The sequence below is a fragment of the uncultured Campylobacter sp. genome, assembly GCF_938045225.1.
In the GTDB taxonomy this organism is placed as follows: Bacteria; Campylobacterota; Campylobacteria; order Campylobacterales; family Campylobacteraceae; genus Campylobacter_A.
In genome coordinates this window covers 1-1,406 of the sequence record NZ_CALINL010000320.1, presented here as the reverse complement: position 1 = coordinate 1,406, position 1,406 = coordinate 1, and the positions used below count along the sequence as shown (strand labels likewise).

At 46.3% G+C, this 1,406-nt stretch carries 3 protein-coding genes; all 3 read left to right on the top strand.

The window, feature by feature from the left end; translation table 11 throughout:
- On the top strand, positions 1-180 hold a 180-nt coding region (locus Q0200_RS11715; RefSeq protein WP_297941277.1), incomplete at its 5' end, for a hypothetical protein.
- Positions 181-482: 302 nt separating this feature from the next.
- Complete coding sequence (locus tag Q0200_RS11710) at positions 483-965, top strand: 3-isopropylmalate dehydratase small subunit (protein WP_002952075.1); 483 nt, start codon at positions 483-485, stop codon at positions 963-965.
- A 1-nt stretch (position 966) separates the two neighbouring features.
- Positions 967-1,406 (top strand): isocitrate/isopropylmalate family dehydrogenase (locus tag Q0200_RS11705; protein ID WP_297941276.1); only part of this gene is annotated, 440 nt, incomplete at its 3' end.

The following is a 1,406-nucleotide window of genomic DNA, read 5'->3' as shown; positions in this document are numbered from 1 at the left end:
TTTAAAAAGTCATACAAAGGACACATTGAGGACACAAAAGGCCATTATAATTCTCCAAAAAATAAAGGAGAAAAAGATGAAAGATTCTGCAGTAACTCACGTAACTATGGCTATCGGAGCCGTGCTTTGGGGCTGTCTAACCGCAGCGGTGGTTTTATTTTAACGGGTAAAAAAACGTAAAAACAAAAATCTACGGACGAGTATCCAGGCGATATCTCGTCCTTCTTCTAAAACAAATTTAACCGCGATCCCGCACCGCTCTAAAAACTCGGTTTTTCTAGTTGCTCAAATTTATGTGGTTTGTTAAATTTCCCTCTCGGTGCGCCTGTTTTTATACTAAATTTAAAATTTGACTCGCAAGCCGAACCGTTTAAATTTAACCTTAAATTTGCCCGCACCGACCGCTACCTGTCGCGCTTTGTTTGATTGTTTATTTAGCTTATTTTGGATAAAATCGCCCAAATTTAATCTTAAGGCAAATCATGAAACAAGCAAAAGTCTGGAAATTCGGCGACAATATCGACACCGACATCATCATAGCCGCGCGCTATCTCAACACATCCGACGAAAAAATCTTGGCCACTCATATCATGGAGGACGCAGATCCCGAGTTTAGCAAAAAAATCTCTGCGGGCGACGTCATCGTAGCTGGCGAAAATTTTGGCTGCGGTAGCTCGCGTGAGCACGCTCCTTTGGCGCTTAAGGCCGCAGGCATCGGCGCGGTGATAGCCAAGAGCTTTGCTAGGATTTTTTATAGAAATAGCTTTAACACAGGGCTTTTGATACTAGAAATCAAAGAAACAGACGAGATAAATGCAGGCGACGAGCTAAAAATCGACGTGGATAACGGCGCGGTCGTAAATTTAACGAGCGGCAAAGAGTATAAATTTAGCCCGATACCGCCGTTTATGCAAGAGCTTTTAAAAAGCGGCGGCCTCATAGAATACGCGAAAACAAGGATATAAAATGGCCAAAATTTATAACATAGCGGTGATAAAGGGCGACGGCATAGGCCCTGAGATAGTGGACGAGGCGATAAAGGCGCTGGATGCGGCTAGCGCGGAGTTTGGTTTCGAGCTTAACTATAACTACTACCTGATGGGCGGCGCTGCGATCGATGTGTTTGGCGAGCCTTTGCCTAGCGAGACGCTAAACGGTGCGCTAAACTCGGACGCTGTGCTTTTTGGTGCTATAGGCGGGCCTAAATGGGATGGCTTGCCGCGTCATCTGCGCCCTGAAAGCGGGCTTTTGAAGCTGCGAAAAGAGCTTGGCGCGTATGCAAATTTGCGCCCGGCGATGATATTTGACGAGCTGGTGGATGCTAGCACGCTAAAGCCGTCAGTCCTTCAGGGCGTCGATTTTATCGTGGTTCGCGAGCTAACGGGTGGGATATACTTCGGTCAGCC